Source organism: Acidovorax sp. 1608163, assembly GCF_003669015.1.
Taxonomy (GTDB): Bacteria; Pseudomonadota; Gammaproteobacteria; order Burkholderiales; family Burkholderiaceae_C; genus Acidovorax.
Genome location: NZ_CP033069.1, coordinates 131053 through 156621 on the forward strand (window position 1 = coordinate 131053; position 25569 = coordinate 156621).

Sequence of the window (25569 nt, forward strand, 5' to 3'; positions counted from 1 at the left end):
CGGGAAGGGGGACGCCACCGGTGCGGCGGGGCGGCCGGCTCAGGCCCTTGCACGGTGGCACTCGCACAGGCGCCACTGTTGACGAACGCCAGCGCTGCGCAATCGCAATCACTTTCCAACCACACCCCAATAACCCACGATGAAGGAGACCCCGATGAACAAACGCACCTTGCTGCACTGCGCCCTGGCGCTGGCAACCGTTCCCCTGGCCTTTGGCGCTGCGGCGCAAGACTTTCCGCCCAAAAAGCCCGTCACGCTGGTCGTGGGTTTTGCGGCAGGCGGTGCGGCCGATGCGGCGGCGCGCCTGATTGCCAAGAAACTGGGCGAGAACATCGGCCAGCCGGTGGTGGTGGACAACAAGGGCGGCGCGGGTGGCAACATCGCCCACCAGTTTGTGGCCAATGCGGCGCCCGATGGCACGGTGCTGCTGCTCGGATCGGTCGGGCCGCTGACCATTGCGCCGCACCTGATGAAGGTGACCTACGACCCCTTCAAAGACCTGGCCCCGGTCTCGGGCGGGGTGAACTTTCCGAACGTGCTGGTGGTGCACAAAGGCGCGGGCGTGAAGACGCTGGCCGAGTTTGTGCAGCTGTCCAAAAAGAAACCCGGCAGCGTGGACTTTGCCTCCACCGGCGCGGGCTCGGCATCGCATTTGGCGGGCGAGTTGTTCAACCAGCGTGCGGGCATCGACATGACCCACGTGCCCTACAAGGGTGGTGCCCCGGCGCTGCAGGATTTGCTGGGTGAGCGCGTCACCTCGTACTTTGCCGCGCCGCCCACGGCGCTGCCGCACATCGAGGCGGGCAAGCTGATCCCGCTGGCCACCACGGGGCTCACCCGCCCGGCCTATTTGCCCAACATTCCCACCGTGGCGGAGTCGGGCTTTCCGGGCTTTGAGGCGCTCAACTGGTATGCCTTTGTGGCCCCGGGCAAAACGCCTGCACCGCTGCTCGAGCGCTGGAACCAGGAGATCGTGAAGGTGCTGAACGACCCCGGCGTGAAAGAGGCGCTGAACAAGCACGGCCTCACGCCCCAGCCCACCACGCGGGCAGAGCTGGCGGCCTTCATGAAGAAAGAGTCGGCGCAGTGGGCCGCCACCATCAAGGAGCGCAAGATTTCGATGGACTGAGCCGCTCTGAGCGCAGCCCCTAAGGTCTTTGCGCAGGGCCTACCGGGGGTTGTCACAGAGGGGTCGGTGTGTACCAGCGTGAGCGGGTGGCGCTGGCCTGCCAGGTAGTCCTCCAGACACGCCAGCAGCAGCGGGCTGCGGTGGCGCTCGGGGCATGCGCGGATTTCGTCGGGGGTCATCCACAGGGTGCGGACGATGCCCGCGTCCAGCGAGCGCCAGCCGTGGTGGGTGCCCAGCGTGCCGGCAAACGCAAAGCGCATGTAGGTCAGGTCGTCGCCCGTGCGGGTTTTGGTGAATCGGTTGAGGTACACGCCGATGAGGGCGGTGGGCACAAAGTCGTGCGCAGTTTCCTCCAGCACTTCGCGGGCACAGGCCTGTTCGGGCGATTCGCCGGGGTCCAGGTGGCCTGCGGGGTTGTTGAGTTTGAGACCGTCCGTGGTCTCTTCTTCCACCAGCAAAAAGCGCCCATCACGCTCGATGAGGGCGGCCACGGTGACGTTGGGTTTCCAGCGGTTTGGCATGGCACCCATTATGACCACGGGCCGTGACAACTGCCTGTCGCGCTGGCCCCGTGGCGCTAGCGGCGCAGGGCGGCCGAGGGCGCCGTGGCTGGCGCCGCCACCGGGCGCAACACCAGCCACAGCGCCAGCCCGATCAGCACCCCGCCCGCCACATGCGCACCCGTGGCCACTTCGTCCAGAAACAGCCAGCCCCAGGCCACGCCGAACAGCGGGATCAGGAAAGTGACGGTGAGCGCCTTCAGCGGCCCCACATCGGCGATGAGCCGGAAATACAGCACGTAGGCCAGTGCCGTGCACAGCAGGCCCAGTGCCAGAAGCGCCCCCCAGACCGGTGCCGGCGCGGCCAGCCAGGCCGTGGCGACGGCAGGCTGGCGCCACAGCTCCCACGCCACGCAGGGCACCAGCACCAGCACTGCGCCCATCTGGCTGCCCAGGGCCACGGTGCGGCTGTCCAGGCCACCCCGATTGGTGATCCAGCGCCGTGTGAGAAAGCCCGCCAGCCCGTAGCACGCAGTGGCCACCAGGCAAGCAGCCATGCTGGCCAGCACCTCGGGGGTGAGCGCCACCGGCCCCGCCTGGGCCAGCACCCCCACCCCCACCATGCCGAGCACCACCCCGCCCACGCGGGCCGCTGTGATGCGTTCGCCAAACGCCAGCGCACCCACAAGCACGCCCATCAGCGGCGTGGTGGCATTGAGGATGGCGCTGTAGCCCGCGGGCAGGCTGCGTGCTGCCATGGCAAACATGAGGAACGGGATGCCCGAGTTCACCACCCCCAGCGCCAGCGTGGCGCCGAGCTTTCCTTCAAAACGGGGGCGCAGGCGCAGCACCACCAGCAGCAACCCCAGCCCCGTGGCACCCAGCAGCACCCGGGCGAAGGTGGTGGGCAGGGCGCCCAGCACCGGTGCAGCCACGCGCATCAGCAAAAAGCTGCCGCCCCACAGGGCCGCAAGAAGCATCAGTCGCAAGAAGCTGGGCAATGGCATGGCGGCACCTGTGAGGTTCGGTAAGAGGCATTAAAAACGTGCTGCTATTGTTGAAAATACGTTGAGCCATGGCAAACGATTTATCCTCTACAACCGTTTAGCCCAGCTGAACACCTGGAGCACATCATCATGAAACTACCGCCCTTGATTGCCGTGCGATTCTTTGAGGCCACAGCGCGCCACCGCAGCGTGCGCGAGGCGGCACGCGAGCTGCATGTCACGCCCGGTGCGGTGTCGCAGCAGGTGCGGCGGCTGGAGTCCTTCCTGGGCTGCGCGCTGTTTGAGCGCCTGCCGCGAGGGCTTGCGCTCACGCACGCTGGCATGGACTACCAGGCTGCCTGCGGCGAGGCCCTGGCCCGCATTGGCCACGCCACGGCGCGGCTGGCGGCTGGCGCGCGCCGCGTGGTGCGGGTGAGCTGCACCCCCAGCTTTGCTGCGCAGTGGCTGGTGCCGCGCCTGCAGCTGTTTTTGCAGAGTGCCCCCGAACTCGACGTGCATGTGAACAGCACGCACCGCGCCGTGGACCTGCTGGCCGAGGACATGCACTTTGCGGTGCGCCACGGCCTGGGGCCCTACCCCGGCTTGCACGCCGAGTGGTTGCTGGACGATGACCTGATCCCCGTGTGCAGCCCGCGCCTGGTGGCGCCGCGCCTCTGGGCGGGGCTGGAAGACATTACCGGCCCCCGGCTGCTGCACGATGGCCACCGCGACGACTGGCGCATGTGGTGCCAGGCGCAGGGGCTGGGGCGGGTGGACTCTGGCCAGGGTGTGGTGTTTGCAGGGGCCAACGGCGCGGTCGAGGCGGCCCTGGCTGGGCAGGGCTTTGCGCTGGTGACCCGGGCCGTGGTGGAGCGCGAACTGGCCACCCGGGCCCTGGTCGGCCTGCAGGCCCCCGCCGTGCAGGCGCCGCTGGGCTACCGCCTGGTGTACCGGCCTGAGGCACTGATCGACCCGGCGCTGCGGCGCTTTCGCGACTGGGTGGTGGGTGAGGGCCTGCTGGCCGGGCACATCCGTGTGGGCTGAGCCGCGAAGCGACGGAGTCCCAGGCCCCGCGCATCAGTGGCCTGGGGCGAGGCGGCGCACCATGTACGTGGCGCCCTCGCCGTAGGTGGCCAGGCGCTGGCGCTGCACTGCGTCCTGCAGCGCGTGTTCGGCATACCCGTGGCGCGCCCAGTAGCCCTGCGAGCCTTGCACCGATACCAGTGCCGTGTGGCGCAGGCCGTGTTGCTGGGCACGCTCCCACAGGGGCTTGAGCAGGGCCTGCGCCAGCCCCCGGCCCGCCATGCCGGGCAGCACGGCCATGTCGTGCAGGTACAGCGTGTCGGGCGCGGTACCTGCAGGGGGCTCAAAGTCGCCGTGCAGCGGGGTGACCTTGCCCTGCACTGAGTGGTAGGCGGCCAGGTAGGCGCACAGCTGCCCATCGGCCAGCAGCGCCAGCGAGCAGTTCACCGGGCTGGCCAGGCGGCGGGTGAAGACCTCGGCGCTTTCCATGAAGCCCTCGCCATAGGCGGCGCGTTGCACCGCCATCAGGGCAGGCAGGTCGTGGGTTTGCAGGGGGCGGACTTCAAGCGCAGGCATGGGGGTGAGAGAAGGGATTGGAGAAGGCAAACACCACAGTGGTGTGCGATCCATCGGGATGATCCGGATTCAGGAGGATATGAGGAAATGGCCCGTTGCCAAGGCGTTTCCATCCCTGCAATCGCATTGAGCCATCTGGCCTTGGATGCCTATTGCCCGCGCAAATCAGCCTACCCGGGCGGCTTCGTCTCTGTTCGCCGTGAGGCAGAATTCGGCCAACTGCGGACATTCAGACCAGCCGCCCAATTTGAAGGAAGAAGATGGGGTACGACCTAAGTCTGTGCATCGTCAGTGATGAGCAATTGGATTACCTTCGGAAAAACACGATATACACACGCGATTACATCAATGGTCGGTGCCCAAAGGTGACCACAACTGAAAAAGTCGGCTCTTGGCTTTCGAAGCGCGAGGTTACAAGAGAGGTCGATGTCGAAGTTGGATGTGTATGGCCAAACACTGAAGTCGCCTGCACGACGCTCTATTCAAGGGGCTGTCTGTATTTCGTTCTCAATGGAACTACTGCGAATGTCGACGGTGTCGTCACGAACTTTCCTAATGTTGGAGGCCGGTACCGCGGAGAGATGCTAGGGCTTGCGATTGAACTCGGAGAGGTGCAACTCGGGCATGCTCACGCGTTTCGTGCAGCGCAGGTCCTTAAGCTTCGAGCAGCGTTGCTCGACCTGGATGTGGCCACGGTGGAACAGCGATCCCGTACCTACGCTGCAGAGACGGGCGATGACGAGCAAGAGCTTGTTAAGTATGCGCTTGCCGATGTCAAAGCTCTGCACGAATTCCTTGACCATGCTTGCGGCGCGGGCCTTGGCATGATTTGGTTCTGGGGATAGCTCTGAAAGTTTTCAATTAGGAATTAAGGTGTTCGGTCTGTTCAAAACCAAGCCCCCTATGGTCAAGCTCAACGCCCTTGATCATCCGATTCTCGGAAGACTAGAGCCGCATGAAAAACTCTCCGGAGTCCTTCGCTCAGTCGTAAACATGAACGGTGCCGATGTAGAAGTCTGGATAGTTCCTGACGGCGGGCCGCTGGAAGCTACCTTGCGTTTGGCGACGGATGCTGCATCAGTACTTAGCGAACTGGACGCTCGCTGTCGAAAGTTCATCGCAAATGACAGCTTGGCCGCGTACAACAGTGACTGGCGTTTTGGCGGGGAAGTTCAGGCCGATGGCTCGACAAAGACATTCGAGAAGCCTCCTTTTAACGAGGAGCAGTTCGCATCGATGCTCACTCCTACTACGCTCGAATTCACAGGGGACAACACTATTGCGCTCTCGTATTCCGATGGGGACATGTTCTGGGGACACTACCTTTGCCTGACATCGTTCGATGGTTTGGCCTTGACTGACCTGACGGTCGAAATGCTGGGCTAGTCGAACGTCGGCTTCTGGTTTCCGCGTACTTCCGGTATGGACCCAAAACGGTCTCTCAACCAAGACACGCCCCTACAGCCCCAGCCCCCGCATCAGCGCCTCAGCCCGCGCGCTCACTTCCGGTGTCATGTGCATCGGCCTACCCCACTCGCGCTGCGTCTCGCCGGGCCATTTGTTGGTGGCGTCCATGCCCATCTTGCTGCCCAGGCCGCTCACGGGCGAGGCGAAGTCCAGGTAGTCTATGGGCGTGTGCTCCACCATCATGGTGTCGCGCGCCGGGTCCATGCGGGTGGTGATGGCCCAGATCACTTCCTTCCAATCGCGCACGTCCACGTCGTCGTCCACCACCACGATGAACTTGGTGTACATGAACTGGCGCAGGTGGCTCCACACGCCCATCATCACGCGCCGTGCGTGGCCTGCGTAGGCCTTGCGGATGCTGACTACCGCCATGCGGTAGCTGCAGCCTTCGGGCGGCAGGTAGAAGTCCACGATTTCGGGGAACTGCTTTTGCAGCAGGGGGATGAACAGCTCGTTCATTGCCAGGCCCAGCACGGCGGGCTCGTCGGGCGGCTTGCCGGTGTAGGTGCTGTGGTAGATCGGGCCCCGGCGCAGGGTGATGCGGTCCACGGTGAGCACGGGGAATTCGGCGCATTCGTTGTAGTAGCCGGTGTGGTCGCCGTAGGGGCCTTCCAGCGCGTGCTGCCAGCCGCTCGCATGGTTGGCGTCGGGCCGGATGTGGCCTTCGAGCACGATCTCGGCGGTGGCGGGCACTTGCAGCGGCACGCCTAAAGCAGCAGTCACTTCGGTGCGCGCACCGCGCAGCAGGCCAGCGAACTGGTATTCGCTCAACCCATCGGGCACGGGCGTCACGGCGCCCAGCAGTGTGGCCGGGTCGGCCCCCAGCGCCACGGCCACGGGGTAGGGCTGGCCAGGGTGCTGGGCGCAGTGGTCGGCAAAGTCCAGCGCGCCGCCCCGGTGGGCCAGCCAGCGCACGATGATCTGGTTGCGCGAGAGCACCTGCTGGCGGTAGATGCCCAAGTTTTGCCGGGCCTTGCGCGGGCCGCGCGTGATGGTCAGCCCCCAGGTGATGAGCGGGGCCACATCGTCGGGCCAGCAGTGCTGCACGGGCAGGCGCGCCAGGTCTACATCGGGCCCTTCCCACACCTCTTGCTGGCAAGGGGCGTTGCGGCCCACGGTGTGCGGCGCCATGTTCCACAGGGTCTTGAGCAGCTGGCCCATGCCCAGCATGTCTTTGAAGCCTTTGGGGGCTTCGGGTTCTTTGAGCGTGGCGAGCAGCTCACCCAGGGCGCGCACGCCGCGCAGGTCGGGCACGCCCATGGCGCGGGCCACGCGCTCGGGTGTGCCAAACAGGTTGGTCAGCACGGGCATGCGGTGGCCTGTGGGCTGGGTGAACAGCAGCGCCGGGCCGCCCGCGCGCAGCACGCGGTCGCTCAGCGCGGTTATCTCCAGGTGGGGCGACACGGGCTCCGCCACGCGGCGCAGCTCGCCTGTGGCTTCGAGCTGGGCCATGAAGTCGCGCAGGTCTTGGTAGGCCATGGTTTTGAGTAAAAAAGGCCTCTAGCGCTTGATGGGTAAGCGCTAGCAGCTATGAAATTGATAGTTAAGAGGCGGTGGCCAGTGGGGCGGGCAGCCCGGCCCAGCGTGTGGCCAGGGTGTGGGGCACGTCGATGAGGTCGAGCACCCGGGCCACGCTGGCGTCCACGATGTCTTGCACGCTGCGCGGGTGCTGGTAGAAGGCGGGCAGGGGCGGGCAGCAGATGGCGCCCATCTCCGTCACGGTGAGCATGTTGCGCAGGTGCACCAGGTGCAGCGGGGTTTCGCGCACCATCAGCACCAGTTTGCGGCGCTCTTTGAGCACCACGTCGGCCGCGCGGGTGAGCAGGTTGTCGCTCAGGCCGTGGGCAATGGCGGCCAGGGTGCGCATGGAGCAGGGCGCTACCACCATGGCGTGGCTGCGAAAGGACCCGCTGGCAAGTAGGGCGCCCACGTTGCGCACATCGTGCAGCTGGTGGCCGGGGGCCAGGGCCTGCAGCGCGGCGGGGCTGTCCACACCGCATTCATGCTGCAGCGTGCGCCAGCCTGCGTCTGACACCACCGCATGCGCTTCGATGCCGGGCTGGCCGTGCAGGGCCTGCAGCAGCCGCACGCCGTAGGTGGCACCGCTGGCGCCCGAGATGCCGACGACGATGCGAGCCACGGTGCTGCAGGGGGCGGCTTCGGCATCAGCCATGGGCGGTCTCTGGGCGGGGCTGTGGGTGGTGGGGCGCGCCCGCCAGCGGCTCGTAGTGCAGGTCGTCCAGCACGCGCTCCAGCACCAGGGCGGCCTGGGCGGGGTCGAAGTCTTCATGGGCGCGCTTTTTGACGCCGTACTGCTGCAGCTGGTAGTGGCGTCCGGGGTCAATGCCGTGGCGGGCCAGGGTGCTTTTGACGCACACCAGCGGGCAGCCATCGAGCGCAATGATGGGGCGGCCCGAGCGCACGGTTTTCATGAGGTGGGGCACATCGCCGCCCACGCCCGCAATGCACGACATCTCGGCCGCACCGCAGCGGTCCAGCCGCAGGGCAACGTGGTTGGCCAGCTGCGCTGCGCTGGAGCAACCCGAGCACGAATACACGAGCGGCAGGGGGGCGTTGGCGTGGGGGCTTGCGTGGGTGGGGGGATTGGGCGGGCGCAGGTCGCCGGGTTCGGTGTTCATACGGCAGGCCTCCTCAGGGCTTGGGGAACAGGCGCGCCAGCACGGCGCGCGGGGCCCATTGCGCGGGGTCGAGCACGGGCAGCTCCAGGGCGTCGAGCGCGTTCTTCACCACCAGGCCCAGCTCGGTGTCGCCCTGCATGGACAGGCGGCGGCTGAAGAACAGTGTGTCCGGGTCTTGCTGGCGCTGGGCCAGCAGCACAAAGTCGTGCGCGCTGGCGCTGATGGTGAGGTCGGGCGCGTTGGGTGTAGTGGGTGCGTTGGTCGCTTGGGACGCACTGGGGGCTCCGGCCGCTTCGGCCGCGCCGCCGGGGCGGGCGGGGCTGCAGGGGGCAAAGCGCTGGCCGTTCCAGGCAAAGTCAAAGGCCACGCGGGCATCGCGCACCTCAATGCGCAGCTTGCGGTGCAGCAGCAGGGCCAGCACGTCGGCGGGCAGGTGGCGGGCCAGCGCCAGGTTCAGCGCGGTGACGAGCAGCACCGAGCCGGGGTAGGCCGGCAGGCGCGAGAGCACGGCGCCCACGGGCGCGGGCAGTTGCCGGGGGCGGGCGGTGTGGTGCTTGGCGGACGGGTGCGTTGTGGGGTGTGCGGGCGGGTACATGGCGGTCCAGAAAAGGGTGTGCGGCGGGCCGTTCAGGCGGCCGAGCGTTGGGCGGTGTGCTGTGCCTGGTGCAGGTCGCTGCGGCCTTGCTCCAGCCCGGGGCGGCCGTGCCAGAAGCCGTTGCATGGCCAGTCGGGCATCAGCGCCAGGATGCGGTTTTGGGCGTGCGCGGCGTTGGCGGGTTGGCGGCGCACTTCGTCAAACAGGGCAATCACCTGTTCCATGTGCTGGGGCTGGGGGCTCAGGCGCACCAGGTCCACGCCCAGTGCTTGCATCTGTGGCAGTTCTTCGATGAGGTTGTAGACGCGGGCTGACTGTGTTTGTGTGCCGTTGAGCACGAGGAAGCCTTCTTTCTCGCGCGTGCGCAGGGGCAGGCCTTCGGGGTGTTCCATGCAGCTGAAGCGGCAGTCGTCCTTGGGCTGGTTGTAGTGCCGCGCCGTGAAGCAGCGGGCCGAGTACGCCAGCGGCAGCCGCCCGTAGGCGAAGACCTCGGTCTGCAGGCCTGCGGGGCGTGCGGCCTGCACCACGGCCAGGTCCTGGTGGCGCATCTCCAGCGGCATCACCCAGCGGCTGGCGCCGAGCTGGGCCATCCATTGCACGGCCTGGGGGTTGTAGAGGTTCAGGTGCGGCCCGGCCACAAAGGGCTGCTTGCCCGCCAGGCAGTGCACGGCGCCCATGTCGTTGGCCTCGACGGTGAATTCGCCGTTGGCCGCCAGCTTGTGCAGCCAGGCCACGTCCGAGCCCGATTCGAGCAGCACCTGGCTGGACATGACGACCCGCTTGCCCTTGCCCTGCAGGTGGCGGGCCAGCCCGAGCCAGTCGGACAGGCGCAGTTCGTGGCGGCGCGAGCACACGGTCTCGCCCAGGTAGACCTCGTCCACGGCCGTGTCGGCCATGGTTTCGTAGAACGCAAAGACGGTGTTGCGCGGCCAGTAGTACTGCAGGGGGCCCAGGGTGATTTTCATGGTGGGGGACTCCGTGTGGGGGAAGAGCGGGCGCTGTGCACCTCTGTGCTCCGGGTCTTGTGTGGTGTGCCTCGCTGGCGCAGGTTTATTTCCAGGGGCGGTGGTAGGCGCCCAGCGTGTGTTGCTGGCCCTCGGCCACCTGGTCCAGCTGGGCCATCCAGTGGGTTTTGGGGGCGTAGCGGTGGGGCTGGGCCATGCAGTGGTCGATGGCCTCGCGCCACACCCGCGTCACGTCGGTCACGTAAGCGGGGCTGCGCTGGCGGCCTTCGATCTTGATGGCGCGCACGCCGATCTTGACCAGCTGGGGCAGCAGCTCCAGCGTGTTCAGGCTGGTGGGCTCTTCGATGGCGTAGTAGTTTTCTTCATCGGCCACGTCAAAGCGGCCCTTGCACAGCGTGGGGTAGCCCGCGTTCTCGCCGGGGGCGTAGCGGTCAATCAGCACGCCGTTCAGGCGCGACTCCAGGCCCTGCGGGGTTTCTTGCCAGCGCACGGCTTTGGGCGGCGAGCACACGCCGTGGGTGTTGGGCGATTCGCCCGTCACGTACGACGACAGGGCGCAGCGGCCCTCCACCATCACGCACAGGCTGCCGAAGCCGAAGACTTCGATCTCGACGGGCGTGCGCTCGATCACCTGGCGCACCTGCTCCATCGACAGCACGCGCGGCAGCACGGCGCGCACCACGCCAAACTGCTCACGGTAGAAGTTGATGGCCTCGAAGTTGGTGGCCGAGCCCTGTACCGACAGGTGCAGCCGCAGCTGTGGGTGGTGCTGGGCGGCGTACTGCATGAGGCCGGGGTCGGCCAGGATGACGGCGTCCAGCCCCATGTCCACGGCCTTGTCCACCGCGCTGCGCCAGGGGCCGGGGTTGGAGGCCTGCGGGTAGGTGTTGAGCGCCATGAACACCTTGCAGCCGCGCTGGTGGGCGTAGGCGATGCCGTTGGCAATGGCGGCTTCGTCGAAGTTCAGCCCCGCAAAGTTGCGGGCGTTGGTGGCGTCGCGCAGGCCCAGGTAGACGCAGTTGGCGCCGTGGTCTACGGCGGCTTTGAGCGCGGGCAGGCTGCCTGCGGGGCAGACGAGTTCGGGGGCAACGGAGGCAGGGGCTGCGGAGGTGGCTGCAGCGGGGGTCAAGGGTTCCATGGCAAGCGTTTCATCGCCAGCACCGGTAGGGTGCCAAGGCATTGGCCGCCACCTTAGTCAGCCCTGCGTGCGCAGCCGCTGATCTTCATCAACCGGGCTGCAGAATGCCAGACAAATTTGATCGGGATTTGACGCGCCTGCCGGTCCAGCGTCTGCGCTGTGGCGCCGGGGGCACGGGCTGTGCTGCCAGCGGACCGGATCGGCTGGTTAAGTGTGCTATTGAAAATATAGCTGTTAGCGCTTATTGGATAAGCGCTAGAGGCATTTTTCTATCAAAACCGGGTTCAGTATTTCACGCCAAAGCGCGCCAGCAGCCAGTCCTGCAGCATCTGCAGCACGGGCGTGGCGTACTCGGGGGTTTCGTTGAACAGCTCGTGGAAGGCGCCCTCAAAGCAGTGCGACTGCACCACGGCTGGCGGCGCTGCCTGCGCAAAGGCGCGGCTGCCTGCGGGGTTGACCAGCCGGTCGGCCCCCGCCCACATCAACAGGGTGGGCACGGCCCAGGAGGGGGCGGTGGCCACAGTGGCGGGGCCTGCGTCGGCTATGAAGCGGGCCAGGCGGGCGCTGATGCGGTCATGGCACTGGGGGTCGGCCCGGTAGTCGGCCACCACCTGCGCGTCGTGCGAGAGGTAGTGGGCGTCCAGCCCGTTGCCCACGCGCAGGTTGGGGGCGATGCGGGGCAGGGTGGACACCAGCAGCTTTTGCACCGTGCCCAGGCCTGCATCGAGCGCGGGGGACGACAGCACCAGCGCATCCACCGGGCACAGGTTGAGCGATACCAGCCGCGCGGCCACCAGGCCGCCCATGCTGTGGCCCAGCAGCACCAGCGGCAGGCCGGGCGGCAGGCGGGCGCGGGTGCATTCGACCATGTCGGCCAGGTCGTCCAGCAGGCGTGTGTCGCTGCTCAGGCCACCGCGCGGCCCGGCCGACGCGCCGTGGCCGTAGTGGTCGTAGCCGCGCACGGCAAAGCCCCAGGCGTTGAGCTGCTCGGCCAGCGCGCCGTAGCGGCCCGCATGTTCGCCCAGGCCATGCACCAGCACCACCAGGCCACGCAGCGGTGTGTTGGCGGCCACGGGCCATTCGTGCAAGGCGAGGTTTTCCCCATCGGCAGCAGTGAAGGGGCTGAGGGTGGAGGGTGAACAGTGCTGGGGCATACCGGGGCGCAGGGTGGCGGGGGTGGGCGCGGTCAGCGCAAGGGGTTCAGGGGGCTGCGGTTGCGCTGGTGGCCACCTGGGCCTGCGCCATCGTGGCAATCACATGCGCCACCGAGGCCGTGAGGCGCTTGGCGTAGGGCACATGCAAAAACTCGTTGGGGCCGTGCGCGTTGCTCTTGGGGCCGAGCACGCCGCACACCATCATCTGCGCGGTGGGAAAGCCTTCGCTGAGCATGTTCATCAGCGGAATGGTGCCGCCCTGGCCGATGTAGCCGCAGGGCGCGCCAAAGTGCGCCTGCGAGGCTTCGTTGAGCGCCTGCTCGAACCAGGGCGTGGTGGCCGGGGCGTTCCAGCCCGTGGCGCCGCTCAGGCTCTGGAAGGTGACCTTGGCCTGGTAGGGCGCATTGTCTTCGAGCAGGGTTTTGAGCTCTTGCACCGCCTGGGCCGCATCCACCAGCGGGGGCAGGCGCAGGCTGAGCTTGAAGGCGGTGTAGGGGCGCAGCACGTTGCCCGCGTCTTGCAGGGCCGGAAAGCCCTCGGCGCCGGTCACGGAGAGCGTGGGCTCCCAGGTTCGCTTGATCAGCGCCTGCAGCGGGTCGGTGGTGGTGGGCAGCGCAAAGGTGGTAGAGCCGCCGCAGTCGTAGTACGCCCACGGAAAGCGCCGGTACACCTCTTCGCCCAGGATGGCGGCGGTGGCTTGCGCCTGGGCCAGCCGCTCGGCGGGCACTTCGCAGTGAAAGCTCTGGGGCAGCAGGCGGCCGGTGGCGCTGTCTTCCAGGCGGTCGAGCACCTGGCGCATGATGCGAAAGGACGAAGGCACCAGGCCCGAGGCGTCGCCCGAGTGGATGCCTTCGGTGAGGATTTCGACCTTGAGCGTGCCGCTGGCCATGCCGCGCAGGCTGGTGGTGAGCCACAGCTGGTCGTAGTTGCCTGCGCCGCTGTCCAGGCAGATCACCAGGCCCACATCGCCCAGGCGGGAGCGCAGGGCGTCGATGTAGGGCATCAGGTCGCGCGAGCCACTTTCTTCGCAGGTCTCGATCAGGCCCACGATGCGGGGGTGGGGCACGTTCTGGCGCTTGAGTTCTTGCACGGCGGCGATGCTGGCGTACACGGCGTAGCCGTCGTCTGCGCCGCCCCGGCCGTAGAGCTTGCCGTCCTCGTACTTGGGCGTCCAGGGCCCCAGGTCGTTGCGCCAGCCGCTGAATTCGGGTTGTTTGTCCAGGTGGCCGTACATCAGCACCGTTTGCGGGGCGTGGGCCTGGGTGGCTTCGATCTCAAAGAACAGCACGGGGGTGCGGCCGGGCAGGCGCACCACTTCCAGGCGCAGGCCCGCCACTTTTTGCGCTTCGACCCAGGCAGCGGCGTTGCGCACCACGGTGTCGAGCAGCCCTTGCTCGGCCCAGTCGGCTGCAAACATGGGCGACTTGGCGGGGATGGCGATGTAGTCGGTGAGCTGGCCCACGATGTCGCTGTCCCACGCCTGGCTCACCCGCTCCAGTGCCAGGGTGGGTTCAAGGGCTTGGGTGGGGACACGGGCGTTCATGGCGGGCTCCTGTGGGCGGTGGAAAAAGCACCATTCCAACACAAGCGCGCGGGGGCTGCCATCGAATTTGGCGTATTCCGACCATGGGCCGGGGTGCATGGTGGGGCCGCTGAAAGGGGGCGCTGCCGTGGCGGCCGCCCCGACCTGCGGGCCTTAAAAAAGCCCGGGCTGTGTCTCGGGGCCCGAGGCTGCGGCCGCCTGCGATGCGGGGCGGCGCAGCACCTCGCCCACCTCCACGCGGTTGCGCCCACGGTTTTTGGCTTCGTACAGGGCGCGATCTGCGGCAGAGATCAGCATGTCCCAATGGTCGCCAGGCTGCAGCGTGCCGCCAAAGACGCCAATGCTCACCGTGATCGGGATTTCGTGGCCCTCGTGGATGAAGCTGGAGGCCTCGACCGCCTCGCACAGCTGCAAGGCCAGCAGGTAGGCGCCCTTGATGGTGGTGTCGGGCAGCACCACCAGGAACTCTTCGCCGCCGTAGCGGCCCACCAGGTCTTGCGAGCGCACCCGCTCGCGCAGCACGTTGACCACGCTGCACAGCACCTGGTCGCCCACGGGGTGGCCGTAGCGGTCGTTCACGGCCTTGAAGTGGTCAATGTCCACCATCATCGCGGCGATGGGCTCGCGGGTGCGGATGGAGCGGGCCACGTCGCGGTCCAGCGCCGCAATCACGGCACGCCGGTTGGCCACACCGGTGAGCGAGTCCACCGCTGCCATGCGCCGGTTGCCTGCATCGGCCCGGTCGCGCGCCATGAAGACAAAGCCCATCGAGGCCACCAGCACCACGGCAAAGGTGGTCATGAACGTCATGGTTTGCACTGCGCTGGACTGCAGCAGCTCGCTGCCCGCCAGCGGGCTCACGCCCACCAGGGCCACGCGCAGCAGCAACACCAGGGTTTGAAAGCCCAGGGCCCCCACCACCAGCCAGGCGCCGCGCCCCCCCACGGTACGCCAGCGCACCAGCAGGCTGCCCAGCAGCCACAGGTTCAGCGCGCACAGCAGCAGCCCTGCCACCACCACGCGGGCCGAGTAGCTGCCCAGCAACAGGGCCATGCAGCCCGCCATCAGCAAAGGCAAGGCGAGTGTCAGCCGGCGCGGCAGTGCACGCCCCTGGAACTGCAGCACCGCAGCCAGCATGGACAGGTACACGCCCACCAGCACAGCGTTGCCGACCACCACCGACAGCAGGTCAGGAATGCGGCCGCGCAGGGCAAACAGCAGGTGGGTGACCGCATTGAGCAGCAGCCCCAGCGCCCACAGCCGCACGCCGTCGTCCTGGCGCCCCCAGCCCACCACGGCCATGCCCCCGGCGGTGACGAGGGATGACAGGATGATCATCACCAGCATCGTGGGAACGTCGGCGGCGGCAAGGAGCATGGGGCGGGCGAGATGGCTGGTGTTGGATGGCGCAAGCCTTGTGCATGGCGCACCCACGGCCAGTGGGGCGGTGCAGACAGGCGGGCAGGCGGACAAAGGTCGGCCCGGGTCAGGCCGCTGTGGTGTTTCATGTTGGCATGAAATCCGCACCCAGGGCAATAGGCAAAAGCGCTAGAAGCTATTATTTTAATAGCATGCGACGGGGTTGCTCCTGTGGCGCCTTGGGGCTTGGGGGTGCATCCCGCAGAATGGCCCACCGCACGGCGCCGCAAGTGCGCAGCGGTCTGCACCATGCGGCCGTGGATTTGTGCGGTTCCAAGGAGGTATCAGATGTCTCGCCAAGTGTTGGTGGTGCTTGGGCACCCTTGTTCTGACAGCCTGTGCGCGGGTTTGGCCACGGCCTATGCCGACGCCGCCCGTGCCGCCGGGGCCCAGGTGCGTGTGCTGCGGCTGGGCTCGCTGGCGTTTGACCCGCTGCTGCATGCGGGCTACCGCCAGGTGCAAACGCTGGAGCCAGATCTGGTGGCGGCGCAGCAGGACATCCTCTGGGCCCAGCATCTGGTGTGGGTGTACCCCATCTGGTGGGGCGCCATGCCTGCGCTGCTCAAGGGCTTCATCGACCGGGTGTTTTTGCCCGGCTTTGCCTTCAAGTACCGCGAGGGATCGTCCCTGTGGGACAAGCTGCTGGCCGGGCGCACCGCCGAGCTGTTGGTCACCATGGATTCGCCGCCCTGGTACTTCCGCTGGGTGACCCGCATGCCGGGCCACCAGCAGATGAAGCGGGCCATCCTCGAGTACAGCGGCATCCGGCCGGTGCGGGTGCACAGCTTTGGCCCGGTGCGCAGCGCCAGCCCCACGCGCATCGCCCAGTGGCTGGAGAAGGCGGGGCAGCTGGGCTCGCGCCAGTCTTGAGGGGGCGGACGGACTGGTGGGGGCGGCTCAGGCGTTTTCGAAGCGGAACACCGCCGTGCCTGCCAGTGCATTGGGCAGCCAGCGCACTTCCTGCCCGTCTTGTAGCCCGAAGGAGTCGAGGATGCGCAGGCGGTTCTTGTGCGCCAGCACCTCAAAGTCTTTGTACGTGCCCACGCGGATGTTGGGCGTGTCGTACCACTGGTAGGGCAGGCGGCGCGTGACGGGCATGCGCCCTTGCAGGATGGACAGCCGGTTGGGCCAGTGCGCAAAGTTGGGGAAGGCCACCACACCGGTGCGGCCCACGCGGGCGGTTTCGCGCAGCATCACTTCGGCGTTGCGCAGGTGTTGCAAGGTGTCGATCTGCAGCACCACGTCAAAGCTGTTGTCTCCAAACATCGCCAGGCCTTCGTCCAGGTTGAGCTGGATCACATCGACCCCGCGCTGCACGCAGGCCAGCACGTTGGCGTCGTCAATCTCCACGCCATAGCCGGTGCAGCCGCGCTCGCGTTGCAAATACGACAGCATGGCCCCGTTGCCGCAGCCCAGGTCCAGCACGCGCGAGCCCGCTGGCACTAGGCGCGCCAGAGCTTCCAGGGTGGATTGTTCGCTCATGCAAACTCCTTTGCAATGCTATCGAAATAAGAGCGCATCACGCTCATGTAGCGGGCGTCATCGAGCAAAAAGGCATCGTGCCCGTGGGGGGCGTCGATCTCGGCATAGCTCACGCGGCGGCGGTTGTCGAGCAGGGCCTTGACGATCTCGCGGCTGCGCTGGGGCGAGAAGCGCCAGTCGGTGGTGAAGCTCACCAGCAGAAACTTGGCCTGGGCGCGTGCCAGCGCCAGGGTGAGGTTGTTGGCGTGCGCGCGGGCCGGGTCAAAGTAGTCGAGCGCCCGGGTGATCAGCAGGTAGGTGTTGGCGTCAAAGTACTCGCTGAACTTGTCGCCTTGATAGCGCAGGTAACTTTCGATCTGGAACTCGATGTCCTGCGTGCTGTAGAGATAAGCCCCCACGCTCTGCGCTGGCGCGTCATCGCTGCCCCCCAAGGGGGCTTTTTCGAGCACCTGGTGCCTCAATTGGCGGCCAAACTTCTCGTTCATCACGTCGTCGCTCAGGTACGTGATGTGGCCAATCATCCGCGCAATGCGCAACCCGCGTTTGGGGATGACGCCGTGGCGGTAAAAGTGCCCGCCGTGGAAGTCTGGGTCCGTCACGATGGCGCGGCGGGCCACTTCGTTGAAGGCAATGTTCTCGGCCGTCAGGTTGGGGGCGCTGGCCACCACCACAGCGTGGCGCATGCGCTCGGGGTGCTGCAGCGTCCAGCTCAGGGCTTGCATGCCGCCCAGGCTGCCGCCCAGTACGGCGGCCAGTTGTGCGATGCCCAGGCGGTCAAGCAGGCGGGCCTGGGCGTTGACCCAGTCTTCCACCGTCACCACCGGAAAGTCCGCGCCGTAGATCTCGCCCGTGTCGGGGTGCGCATGCATCGGGCCGGTCGAGCCGAAGCACGAGCCGAGGTTGTTGACGCCAATGACGAAAAAGCGGTTGGTGTCCACCGGCTTGCCGGGGCCGATCATGTTGTCCCACCAGCCCTCGCTCTTGGGCTGGCCCTCGTACACACCCGCGACGTGGTGCGAGGCATTGAGGGCATGGCACACCAGCACGGCATTGGACTTGTCGGCATTGAGCGTGCCGTAAGTCTCAAAGGCCAGGTGGTAGTCGCGGATGGACGCGCCGCTTTGCAGCGGCAGGGCCTCCGGAAAATGCATGGATTGGGGCGTGGCAATGAACGACATAAAAAAACCCGGCATCGCTAAAAACGAGGCCGGGCGGGTATGTCGGACGGGTCTTTAGCAGGATTTATAAAGCGCCCGCAAGCTGTGGCAAATCGGCGCGTTCGGTAAATATACCAAAAGCCCCCCCGCCTGCGCTACCCGATTCGGCCTGCTGTCTGGCTTAACCTGCAGGAGCAAAGATCGCCAGCAAGCCCAGCACCAGGAAGATCACCGCAGAGACCATGTGCACTGCGCGGATCGGCACCTTGCGCGTGATGCGGTCGCCCAGCCACACCACGGGGGCGTTGGCCAGCATCATGCCCAGCGTCGTGCCGGCCACCACCCACAGGTAGGCGTTGTACTGCGCTGCCAGCATCACGGTGGCGATCTGAGTCTTGTCGCCCATCTCGGCCAGGAAGAACGCCACCACCGTGGTGCCGAACACCCCCCAGCGCGGTTTGCCATCGGCATCGCCCTCGTCGAGCTTGTCCGGGATCAGCATCCACACCGCCATGGCGATGAACGATGCGCCCAAAATCCAGCGCAGCACCTGCGGGCCGATGAAGGTGGTGACCCAGGCGCCGACGGCACCCGCCAGGCCATGGTTGACCAAGGTGGCGACCAGAATGCCCAGAACAATGGGCCAGGGTTTGCGGAAACGGGCTGCCAATACCAATGCGAGCAGCTGGGTCTTATCGCCCATCTCGGCCAAGGCGACGATGGCGGTTGAAACAAAAAAAGCTTCCATGGTGGGGGGTCAATCCGGCCGGATTGTGTTGAGACGCACATTGACTGCACCCCGACTCCGGCCATTGGATCGGCATGCAGTCAATGGTCTCGCCCAGCATTCAAGCCGCATACGCCATAGGTTTTCAAGAAACCCAAGTGTGTTGACGTATGCCCCGGCGCATTGCGCAACCGGCGGGCTACTCCCCAAAGACCCGTGAATTTTAGCGCAATGCAATGCCTATTTTCCCGAACAAGAAAAACGCGGGTACAAATAAAAAGCCACAACACCCATAAAGTGATTAATAATGGATCGGTCCTTATGTCGAGCTTTGCGCGGCACGAGGGCGCCGAAGTAAGCGGTGATTGGTCAGTTTCGCGTCTTTGAAGTCGTCACAGGTTTGTTGATTGCGTCGGGCTCCATCGCGTTTTCATGTTTTTTGAGGAGTCCCTCCATGGGCAACAAACTTTACGTGGGCAACCTGCCCTATTCTTTCCGCGACCAAGATCTGGAACAAACCTTCAGCCAGTTCGGCTCCGTGGGCAGCGCCAAGGTCATGATGGAACGTGACACCGGCCGTTCCAAGGGTTTCGGCTTTGTCGAAATGGGCAGCGATGCCGAAGCACAAGCCGCCATCCAAGGCGTGCATGGCCAAAACTTTGGCGGCCGTGACCTCGTGGTCAACGAAGCCCGTCCTATGGAACCCCGCGCTCCACGCAGCGGTGGCTTCGGTGGCGGCAATGGTGGTGGCGGCTACGGCGGCGGTGGCCGCAGCGGTGGCGGCGGCTACGGCGGTGGCCGTGAAGGTGGTGGCGGCGGTTACGGCGGTGGCCGTGGCGGCTACTAAGCACTTCGCTGCTTAAAAGCACCCCGTTCGGGCAGGCATTCAGTCTGGTCCGCAACAATCAAGGAGCCTTCGGGCTCCTTTTTTTATGCCTGAGACTTTGCCGCCACACTGGCTGGCTCCCATGCATCGGCTTGCTTTTTTTTAATTTTGTGGCGCATAATGCCAAAGCGAGTTTTCCTCGCTTTTGGTTTGCGGTGATCCGTCAGTTTCGCGCTGAGAGCGTCATTGAGATTAGCTGGCTGCGTTTTCGGGACTCCATCGCTTTATTCATGTGTTTTTGAGGAGTCCTTCGATGGGCAACAAACTGTACGTCGGCAACCTGCCTTACTCGGTGCGCGACAGCGATCTGGAACAGGCCTTTGGCCAATTCGGTGCCGTGACCAGTGCCAAGGTCATGATGGAGCGCGACACAGGCCGCTCCAAGGGCTTCGGCTTTGTCGAAATGGGCAGCGATGCCGAAGCACAAGCCGCCATCCAGGGCATGAATGGCCAGCCTTTGGGTGGTCGTGGCATTGTGGTCAATGAAGCACGCCCCATGGAGCCGCGTCCTCCACGCAGCGGTGGCTTCGGCGGCGGCGGTGGCGGCTTTGGCGGTGGTGGTCGCAGCGGTGGCGGCGGCTACGGCGGTGGTCGCGAAGGCGGCGGCGGTGGCTACGGTGGTGGCCGTGAAGGCGGCGGCTACGGCGGCGGTCGTGAAGGCGGCGGCGGTGGCTACGGTGGCCGTGGTGATGGCGGTGGTCGTGGTGACGGCGGCTTCCGCAGCCCCTACGGCTCGGGCCCACGCAACGGTGGCGGCGGTCGCAATGGCGGCGGCGGTGGCTACGGTGGCGGCAACAGCGGTTACTGATCCCATCCAGGGCTATCTGGCCCCAAGATACGCAAAAAGCCCCTTCGGGGGCTTTTTTGTTGCCTGTGCGCGGTGGAATGCGGAGCTTGTCAGCGTCCGGTTTTGGTTTGGCGGCGTTTGCGCGGCCGGCCGGCCAGCAGTTTGTCAAACACGGCATTGGGCAGGGCGCGCAGCAGTTTGGCCACCACACCCATTTGCCAAGGGATGACGCGGTAACTGTCTGCTTTGTCGATGGCCCGGAAGGCCTGGTCTGCAAAATCCTGGGGCTGCATCAAAAACGGCATGCTGTACCGGTTTTCGCGGGTCAATGGGGTGTCGATGTAGCCGGGCGACAGGGTGACCACACGCACGCCAAAGGGCCGCATTTCGCCGCGCAGGCTTTCGCAGTAGCTGATGACCGCGGCTTTGCTGGCGCAATACGCGCCGTGGCCGGGCAGGCCCCGGATACCGGCCACGCTGCCAATGCCCACCAAGGTGCCGCTTTTGCGCTCTGTCATGCCCTGCACAAAGGGGTGGAAGGTGGCGGCCATGCCGATGTTGTTGGTGGCAAAGGTGCGGGCCATGACGTCCAGGTCGTCGCGGTCGGCGGTGTCCATGCCCACGCTGATGCCCGCGTTGGCGATCACCACATCGGGCAGGCCCTGGCGCGCAAGGCAGTCTTTGCCAGCGGCCACGATGCTGTCGGTGATGGCCACATCGGCACTATAAATTTCATAGCTGCTAGCGCTTATTCCATTGGCCTCAGCCCATGATTTGACTTCGGCTGTGCGCCGCGCTACCAAGGCCAGGCGGTAGCTCGCCCGGTGAAAGCGCAGTGCCAGGGCTTGTCCGATGCCGCTGGAGGCGCCGGTGATGAATGCGAGGGGCTGGGTCATGGCGTTTGCTTGTGCGGTGGCGCGATGGCGCTGGGGTTACTTGGGCGCCGCCGTGCCGCCGGGCATGAGCATGCCGCGCACCCTGCCGCTCAGTTGCAGCACCTGGTCGAGGTTGTTGTACTCCATGGCGTCTGCCGTGAAGCGGTCGCTGCCCCGGGTGAGCTGAACGGGCTGATTGGAACGCACCTTCTCCTCCTGGGTAAAAGCGTGCAGAAATTCGCCACGGAACTCCAGCCGGGGCTGCGCGGATGCGCCCTGGCGCGCGGGCACGGCCTCGCGCGTCACGATGGCGTTGCCAAACAGTTGCACTTCGGAGCCGTCGGCGTTGCTCAGGGCCCGGTCCGATGTGGCGAAAGTCAGACGCCCGTCGAGGGCAATGGAGCGCATGCGGGCTTTGTCGATTTCCAGGGTGTCGGTGGCGGGGAAGTGGCGAGCCGTGTCGCCCTGCACCTCGCTTTGCAGCCGCCCCTTGGCATCAAAACTTTTGACGGCAAAGGTTTTCATGGAATAGTCCGGCTGGTCTGGCGCCACCTTGGGGGCGGTGGCCGCCAGTGGGGTGGGGGCATTGCGCACCAGCCACCAGGTGCCCAGGGCCAGCAGGCCCATGAGGAGCACCGGCAGGTACAGCGAGAGCCGGTCTACGGCTTGCAGCATGCGGCGGCGCATCATGCGGCGTAGTCCGAGAGCAGGCGGGCGTAGGCGCCCGTGGCCACCAGCAGCAGGTCGCAAAATTCGCGCGCTGCCCCCTCGCCTCCGCGGGCCTGGGTGGTGTGGTGCGCGCATTGGCGCACCTCCACATGGGCGTTGTGCGGAGCGCAGGCCAGTGCGCTGCGCCGCATCACGGGCAGGTCGGGCCAGTCGTCACCCATGGCCGCTGCTTGCGACCAGTCCAGCCCCAGGCTGGCGAGCACTTGCTCGGCGGCGGGGCGCTTGTCTTCGGTGCCGTAGATGGCGTGCTCCACCCCCAGGGCCTTCAGGCGCAGGCGCAGCGGGGCGGAGTCTCGCCCGGTGATGATGGCGGGGGTGATGCCTGCCTTTTGCAGCAGCTTGATGCCGTGGCCGTCCAGGGTGTTGAAGCGCTTGAGAGTTTCGCCCGCTTCGCTGAACAGCAGGCCGCCGTCGGTGAGCACCCCGTCCACATCAAAAAAGGCCACGCGCACGCTCTGGGCGCGCAGCAGCAGCTCGGGGGGAATTGCAGCACGGGAAAGGTTGCGTCAGAGGTCATTACACAGCATTTGAACAGGCACGGCCAAAGCCAGTGCACCCGTGGAACCGGCTTCGCCGGGCCGGGGGGTGCGTCCCTCTTGGGGGGAAGGCGCGAAGCGACTCAGGGGGGTCATATCACTTTTGCCCGCATCAGATCGCCAATGTGCACCACGCCGGTCAGTGCGCCGCCCGCGTCCACCACCAGCACGCTGGTGATGCCATGGGCTTCCATCATCTCGGCAGCGTCCACTGCCAGCGCATCGGCCGCAATGCGGCGTGGCGAGGGGTGCATGACCTGGGCCGCCGTGGCGGTGCGCAAATCGGCTCCCGCCTCGATGCGGCGGCGCAGATCACCATCGGTGAAGATGCCCAGCACCTGGCCGCCTGCATCCACGATGGCCGAGGCGCCCAGGCCTTTGGCACTCATCTCGCGCATCAGGTCGCTGAACGACGCGTCTGGCGCGACACGGGGCACCTGGCTGCCGCTGCGCATGACATCGCTCACGTGCGTGAGCAGTTTGCGGCCCAGCGAGCCGCCCGGGTGCGAGCGCGCAAAGTCTTCCGGGCGAAAGCCGCGGGCGTCCAGCAAGGCCACGGCCAGGGCGTCGCCCATGGCCAACTGGGCGGTGGTGCTGGCCGTGGGGGCCAGGTTCAGGGGGCAGGCTTCGCGCTCCACGCTGCAGTCCAGCACCAGATCGGCATGGCGAGCCAGGGTGGATTGCAGCCCGCCGGTCAGTGCGATCAGGGGGGCTCCCAGGCGCTTGAGCACGGGCAGGATGGCGGTGAGTTCGCCGCTTTCGCCGCTGTTGGAGATGGCCAGCACCAGGTCTGCGCCAGTCACCATGCCCAGGTCGCCGTGGCTGGCCTCGGCGGGGTGCACAAAAAACGCCGGGGTGCCGGTGGAGGCCAGTGTGGCGGCAATCTTGCGGCCCACATGGCCGCTTTTGCCCATACCCATCACCACCAGGCGGCCGGTGGTGCGCAGCACCATCTGCACAGCCTGGGCAAAGCGCTCGTCCACGCGCGCGGCCAGCCCGGTCAGCGCGGCGGCCTCGATGTCAAAGGTCTCGCGGGCCAGTCGCAGGGCTTGCTCTGCGTCGAAATGGGGGAGCGTGGAGGGGCTGACGGTCATGCCGGGATTCTATCGACCGGGGCGCCATTGCTGGGCGATAGGCGTCTCAACGCCCCTGTGCCTCGTATAGCATCACCCTATGTCTTCACTCGCCCTGACTTTGCTGTACCTGCTGGCCGCCGTGCTGGGGGTGGTCGTCTGCCGCAGCCTGAAGCTGCCGCCCATGTTGGGGTATCTGGCGGCCGGGGTGTTGATCGGGCCCCACGCCATGGCGCTGGCCCAGAACTCCGAGGGCGTGCGGCACCTGGGCGAGTTTGGGGTGGTGTTCCTGATGTTTGCCATTGGGCTGGAGTTCAGCCTGCCCAAGCTGCGGGCTATGCGCCGCCAGGTGTTTGGCCTGGGGCTGATGCAGGTGCTGCTGACCATGGCGGTGGTGGCGGGCGGCGGGATTTTGCTGTCTTACGCGGTGGGCGGTATCTGGGACATGGGCTGGCAGACGGCGCTGGCATTGTCGGGCGTGCTGGCCATGAGCAGCACGGCCATCGTGGTCAAGCTGATGGCCGAGCGCGCCGAGCTGGAGAGCGAGCATGGGCGCCGCGTGATGGGGATCTTGCTGTTCCAGGACCTGGCCGTGGTGCCGCTGCTGGTGCTGATCCCAGCGCTGGGCTCGTCGTCTGACCAATTGCTGGTGGCGCTGGGCTGGGCGCTGCTCAAAGCGATGGTGCTGGTGGGGGTGCTGCTCACCGGCGGGCAGCGGGTGATGCGCTGGTGGCTGACCCTGGTGGCGCGCCGCAAGAGCGAAGAGCTGTTCATGCTGAACCTGCTGCTCATCACCCTGGGGTTGGCCTGGCTGACCGAGCTGGCCGGGCTGAGTCTGGCGCTGGGCGCCTTCATCGCCGGGGTGCTGGTGTCCGAGACCGAATACCGCCACCAGGTGGGCACGGACATCCGGCCCTTTCACGATGTGCTGCTGGGCCTGTTTTTCATCACCATCGGCATGATGCTGGACTGGCACATCCTGGTAGACCGCTGGAGTTTGGTGCTGGCGCTGCTGGCCGTGCCGCTGCTGGTCAAGCTGGTCATCATCATGGTGCTGGCCCGGCTGATGGGCGCCACCACGGGCGTGGCGCTGCGCTCGGGCCTGTTTTTGGCGCAGGCGGGGGAGTTCGGGTTTGTGCTGCTGTCGCTCACGCAAGACCATGGCCTGGTGCAGCCTGCGCTGATGAACCCGATCCTGGCGGCCATGGTGCTGTCGATGCTGGCCACGCCCTTCCTCATCATGCACAGCAACCGCATCGTGATGAAGCTGGTGGCCAGCGACTGGTTGCAGCAGTCGCTGCAGATGACCACGATCGCCCGCAAATCCATCAACACCAGCAAGCACGTCATCATTTGCGGCTACGGCCGGTGCGGCCAGAACCTGGCGCGCATGCTCGAGCGCGAGAACATCCCCTACATGGCGCTGGACCTGGACCCCGACCGTGTGCGCCAGGCTGCAGCGGCGGGCGATTCGGTGGTGTATGGCGACGCCACCCGGCTGCAGGCGCTGATGGCCGCGGGCCTGGTGCGCGCCAGTGCCGTGGTGGTGACCTACATCGACGTGCCTGCAGCCCTCAAGGTGCTGGCCAACACCCGCTCGCACGCACCGCAGGTGCCCGTGGTGGTGCGCACGCAGGACGACGCGCACCTCGACAAGCTGCAGGACGCCGGGGCCACCGAAGTGGTACCCGAGGCCATCGAAGGCTCGCTCATGCTGGCCAGCCACGCCCTGGCGCTGGTGGGCGTGCCCATGCGCCGGGTGCTGCGCGTGGTGCAGGACCAGCGCGACGCGCGCTACAACCTGCTGCGCGGCTACTTCCATGGCGCCGACGACGACACCGTGAACGAACGCGACCAGGAGCGCATGAGCACCGTGAGCCTGCCGCTGGGCGCCAAAGCCCTGGGCAGCCCGCTGGGTGACCTGGCCCTGCCCGCCGTGGGCGTGCGCGTGGTCAACCTGCGTCGCGCCAACGGGCACCAGTCCAGCGTGGTGGACAGCGCCGTGCTGCAAGAGGGCGACACCCTGGTGCTGTCGGGCCACCCCGCCGCCCTGGCGTTGGCCGAGGACAAGCTGCTGCGCGGTTGATGGTGGTCTGCCCTGGGACGCAGTGCGCCGTCTCCTGTGGCCCGGATCTTCGGCTTTGGGGTCGGGCGATGGCCCGTGGGATGTTGGGTCGGCCTCT

The 25569-nt window shown here is 66.5% G+C and carries 26 protein-coding genes, 1 pseudogene and 1 riboswitch; of the genes and pseudogenes, 8 read left to right on the forward strand and 19 right to left on the reverse strand.

The genetic code is table 11. The features are described 5' to 3' along the window. Nucleotides 1-154 precede the first annotated feature (154 nt). Nucleotides 155-1129 (forward strand): tripartite tricarboxylate transporter substrate binding protein, encoded by a 975-nt coding sequence (locus tag EAG14_RS00550; RefSeq protein WP_121730221.1) that lies wholly within the window; start codon nt 155-157, stop codon nt 1127-1129. Nucleotides 1130-1173: 44 nt separating this feature from the next. Here the strand turns inward: EAG14_RS00550 and EAG14_RS00555 are convergent. Both EAG14_RS00555 and EAG14_RS00560 read right to left on the reverse strand, forming a co-directional pair. Then, nucleotides 1174-1650 (reverse strand): annotated as a pseudogene (locus EAG14_RS00555) (NUDIX hydrolase); the annotation flags it as partial. 56 nt (nt 1651-1706) lie between these two features. Next, nucleotides 1707-2636: a DMT family transporter gene (locus EAG14_RS00560; protein WP_121727739.1), complete on the reverse strand. Its 930-nt coding sequence runs from the start codon at nt 2634-2636 to the stop codon at nt 1707-1709. Between the two features lie 129 nt (nt 2637-2765). Between EAG14_RS00560 and EAG14_RS00565 the strand changes: the two genes are divergently transcribed. Beyond that, the gene (locus tag EAG14_RS00565; RefSeq protein ID WP_121727740.1) at nt 2766-3659 is read left to right on the forward strand and encodes a LysR substrate-binding domain-containing protein; all 894 of its coding nucleotides are present in this window, start codon (nt 2766-2768) and stop codon (nt 3657-3659) included. A 33-nt stretch (nt 3660-3692) separates the two neighbouring features. Here the strand turns inward: EAG14_RS00565 and EAG14_RS00570 are convergent, their stop codons facing one another. Then, nucleotides 3693-4214 (reverse strand): GNAT family N-acetyltransferase, encoded by a 522-nt coding sequence (locus tag EAG14_RS00570; RefSeq protein WP_121727741.1) that lies wholly within the window; start codon nt 4212-4214, stop codon nt 3693-3695. A 260-nt stretch (nt 4215-4474) separates the two neighbouring features. Between EAG14_RS00570 and EAG14_RS22565 the strand changes: the two genes are divergently transcribed. Together EAG14_RS22565 and EAG14_RS00580 are read left to right on the forward strand one after the other, a co-directional pair. After that, nucleotides 4475-5059: a hypothetical protein gene (locus EAG14_RS22565; RefSeq protein ID WP_162995867.1), complete on the forward strand. Its 585-nt coding sequence runs from the start codon at nt 4475-4477 to the stop codon at nt 5057-5059. A 58-nt stretch (nt 5060-5117) separates the two neighbouring features. Next, a complete protein-coding gene (locus EAG14_RS00580) occupies nt 5118-5600 on the forward strand; it encodes a DUF2262 domain-containing protein (RefSeq protein ID WP_162995868.1) in 483 nt (160 codons plus the stop codon). 72 nt (nt 5601-5672) lie between these two features. Here the strand turns inward: EAG14_RS00580 and ubiD are convergent, their stop codons facing one another. The 9 genes from ubiD to EAG14_RS00625 all read right to left on the reverse strand — a co-directional run bounded on the left by ubiD (nt 5673) and on the right by EAG14_RS00625 (nt 15092). Further along, complete coding sequence (ubiD, locus tag EAG14_RS00585; RefSeq protein ID WP_121727744.1) at nt 5673-7160, reverse strand: 4-hydroxy-3-polyprenylbenzoate decarboxylase; 1488 nt, start codon at nt 7158-7160, stop codon at nt 5673-5675. A gap of 64 nt (nt 7161-7224) precedes the next feature. Continuing rightward, nucleotides 7225-7854 (reverse strand): UbiX family flavin prenyltransferase, encoded by a 630-nt coding sequence (locus EAG14_RS00590; protein WP_121727745.1) that lies wholly within the window; start codon nt 7852-7854, stop codon nt 7225-7227. Beyond that, nucleotides 7847-8320, reverse strand: coding sequence for a putative zinc-binding protein (locus EAG14_RS00595; protein ID WP_240456894.1), 474 nt, complete (start codon nt 8318-8320; stop codon nt 7847-7849). The genes EAG14_RS00590 and EAG14_RS00595 overlap by 8 nt, the downstream gene beginning before the upstream one ends. A gap of 13 nt (nt 8321-8333) precedes the next feature. After that, entirely contained in the window at nt 8334-8915 is a 582-nt protein-coding gene (locus tag EAG14_RS00600) for an SCP2 domain-containing protein (protein ID WP_121727746.1), read from the reverse strand. 32 nt (nt 8916-8947) lie between these two features. Continuing rightward, nucleotides 8948-9880, reverse strand: a complete 933-nt coding sequence (locus tag EAG14_RS00605) for a U32 family peptidase (RefSeq protein ID WP_099742415.1) — start codon at nt 9878-9880, stop codon at nt 8948-8950. Nucleotides 9881-9965: 85 nt separating this feature from the next. Then, entirely contained in the window at nt 9966-11018 is a 1053-nt protein-coding gene (locus tag EAG14_RS00610; protein WP_121730223.1) for a peptidase U32 family protein, read from the reverse strand. A 284-nt stretch (nt 11019-11302) separates the two neighbouring features. Then, the gene (locus EAG14_RS00615) at nt 11303-12172 is read right to left on the reverse strand and encodes an alpha/beta hydrolase (RefSeq protein ID WP_121727747.1); all 870 of its coding nucleotides are present in this window, start codon (nt 12170-12172) and stop codon (nt 11303-11305) included. A 46-nt stretch (nt 12173-12218) separates the two neighbouring features. After that, nucleotides 12219-13715, reverse strand: coding sequence for a M20 family metallopeptidase (locus EAG14_RS00620; RefSeq protein WP_121730224.1), 1497 nt, complete (start codon nt 13713-13715; stop codon nt 12219-12221). Nucleotides 13716-13868: 153 nt separating this feature from the next. Further along, on the reverse strand, nt 13869-15092 hold the full coding sequence (locus tag EAG14_RS00625; RefSeq protein WP_121727748.1) for a diguanylate cyclase: 1224 nt from the start codon (nt 15090-15092) through the stop codon (nt 13869-13871). A gap of 330 nt (nt 15093-15422) precedes the next feature. On the opposite strand from EAG14_RS00625, the gene EAG14_RS00630 reads away from it, so the two are divergent. Continuing rightward, nucleotides 15423-16004 carry an NAD(P)H-dependent oxidoreductase gene (locus EAG14_RS00630; protein WP_121727749.1) on the forward strand — a complete coding sequence of 194 codons (582 nt, stop codon included), beginning with the start codon at nt 15423-15425 and terminating at the stop codon, nt 16002-16004. A gap of 27 nt (nt 16005-16031) precedes the next feature. Here the strand turns inward: EAG14_RS00630 and metW are convergent, their stop codons facing one another. The 3 genes from metW to EAG14_RS00645 form a co-directional block, all read right to left on the reverse strand. Continuing rightward, on the reverse strand, nt 16032-16616 hold the full coding sequence (metW, locus tag EAG14_RS00635) for a methionine biosynthesis protein MetW (protein WP_121727750.1): 585 nt from the start codon (nt 16614-16616) through the stop codon (nt 16032-16034). Then, complete coding sequence (locus EAG14_RS00640; RefSeq protein WP_121727751.1) at nt 16613-17794, reverse strand: homoserine O-acetyltransferase; 1182 nt, start codon at nt 17792-17794, stop codon at nt 16613-16615. Before EAG14_RS00640 ends, metW begins: the two co-directional genes overlap by 4 nt. A gap of 160 nt (nt 17795-17954) precedes the next feature. Beyond that, a complete protein-coding gene (locus tag EAG14_RS00645) occupies nt 17955-18521 on the reverse strand; it encodes a TMEM165/GDT1 family protein (RefSeq protein WP_099743647.1) in 567 nt (188 codons plus the stop codon). Between the two features lie 16 nt (nt 18522-18537). Next, a riboswitch (yybP-ykoY riboswitch) is annotated at nt 18538-18720 on the reverse strand. Between the two features lie 234 nt (nt 18721-18954). Here EAG14_RS00645 and EAG14_RS00650 point away from each other — a divergent pair. Beyond that, nucleotides 18955-19347, forward strand: a complete 393-nt coding sequence (locus tag EAG14_RS00650) for an RNA-binding protein (RefSeq protein WP_099657122.1) — start codon at nt 18955-18957, stop codon at nt 19345-19347. Nucleotides 19348-19639: 292 nt separating this feature from the next. Continuing rightward, nucleotides 19640-20194, forward strand: a complete 555-nt coding sequence (locus EAG14_RS00655; RefSeq protein ID WP_121727752.1) for an RNA-binding protein — start codon at nt 19640-19642, stop codon at nt 20192-20194. Nucleotides 20195-20283: 89 nt separating this feature from the next. Here the strand turns inward: EAG14_RS00655 and EAG14_RS00660 are convergent, their stop codons facing one another. From EAG14_RS00660 to EAG14_RS00675, 4 genes are all read right to left on the reverse strand, one after another. Further along, nucleotides 20284-21069: an SDR family oxidoreductase gene (locus tag EAG14_RS00660; RefSeq protein ID WP_121727753.1), complete on the reverse strand. Its 786-nt coding sequence runs from the start codon at nt 21067-21069 to the stop codon at nt 20284-20286. A gap of 36 nt (nt 21070-21105) precedes the next feature. Next, a complete protein-coding gene (gene lptC, locus EAG14_RS00665; RefSeq protein ID WP_099658872.1) occupies nt 21106-21735 on the reverse strand; it encodes an LPS export ABC transporter periplasmic protein LptC in 630 nt (209 codons plus the stop codon). After that, the gene (locus EAG14_RS00670) at nt 21735-22223 is read right to left on the reverse strand and encodes a KdsC family phosphatase (protein WP_371414388.1); all 489 of its coding nucleotides are present in this window, start codon (nt 22221-22223) and stop codon (nt 21735-21737) included. Before EAG14_RS00670 ends, lptC begins: the two co-directional genes overlap by 1 nt. Nucleotides 22224-22405: 182 nt before the next feature. Then, nucleotides 22406-23407: an SIS domain-containing protein gene (locus EAG14_RS00675; RefSeq protein ID WP_099657118.1), complete on the reverse strand. Its 1002-nt coding sequence runs from the start codon at nt 23405-23407 to the stop codon at nt 22406-22408. Between the two features lie 79 nt (nt 23408-23486). Between EAG14_RS00675 and EAG14_RS00680 the strand changes: the two genes are divergently transcribed. Next, nucleotides 23487-25472 carry a monovalent cation:proton antiporter family protein gene (locus tag EAG14_RS00680; protein ID WP_099742408.1) on the forward strand — a complete coding sequence of 662 codons (1986 nt, stop codon included), beginning with the start codon at nt 23487-23489 and terminating at the stop codon, nt 25470-25472. The last annotated feature ends 97 nt before the right edge of the window (nt 25473-25569 follow it).